A 442-nucleotide genomic window follows, 5' to 3' on the forward strand; every position below is an offset into this window, starting at 1 on the left:
AAATAGGTGGTTGGTAAAATAGGATTTCTGTTCCCATTCATGAGGCATTTCGACAAAAATCCCAAAATGCGCTTGTTCCAGAGCCTTTCCACCCTACCTGCCTGTCTGCCCCTCCCCTGCTGCCCGCGTAGCGGTCGGCTCTGTCCTGCCGAACCGATCGCCCAGCCTAGGCCGGGCCAGCGGAAAAGAGGCAGGGGCGACCCCGGTCACCTTTTCTGCACCCAGGGGTCTTCGGACCGGGAAAGCCGGTCATGCTGAGCGACATCCGCATCCTCGGCTCCAGCAGGCGCGCGCAGGCCGCGCTGCACGCCCGCGTTGACCATTTGACACGACAGCGTCTGGCCGAGACACAGGACCCGGCGCGCTGGCGCGAAATCCTCTCGACCGCGCGGTTCACCCCGCCCCTGCCCCTGCTTCTGGCGGGCATCGAATTGCCGGACGG

General features: G+C 64.0%; 1 pseudogene. It reads left to right on the forward strand.

The features are described 5' to 3' along the window. Window positions 1-251 precede the first annotated feature (251 nt). Window positions 252-442 (forward strand): annotated as a pseudogene (locus B7449_RS19260) (integrase); the annotation flags it as partial.

It is taken from the genome of Komagataeibacter intermedius TF2 (assembly GCF_000964425.1).
GTDB classification, from domain to species: Bacteria; Pseudomonadota; Alphaproteobacteria; order Acetobacterales; family Acetobacteraceae; genus Komagataeibacter; species Komagataeibacter intermedius.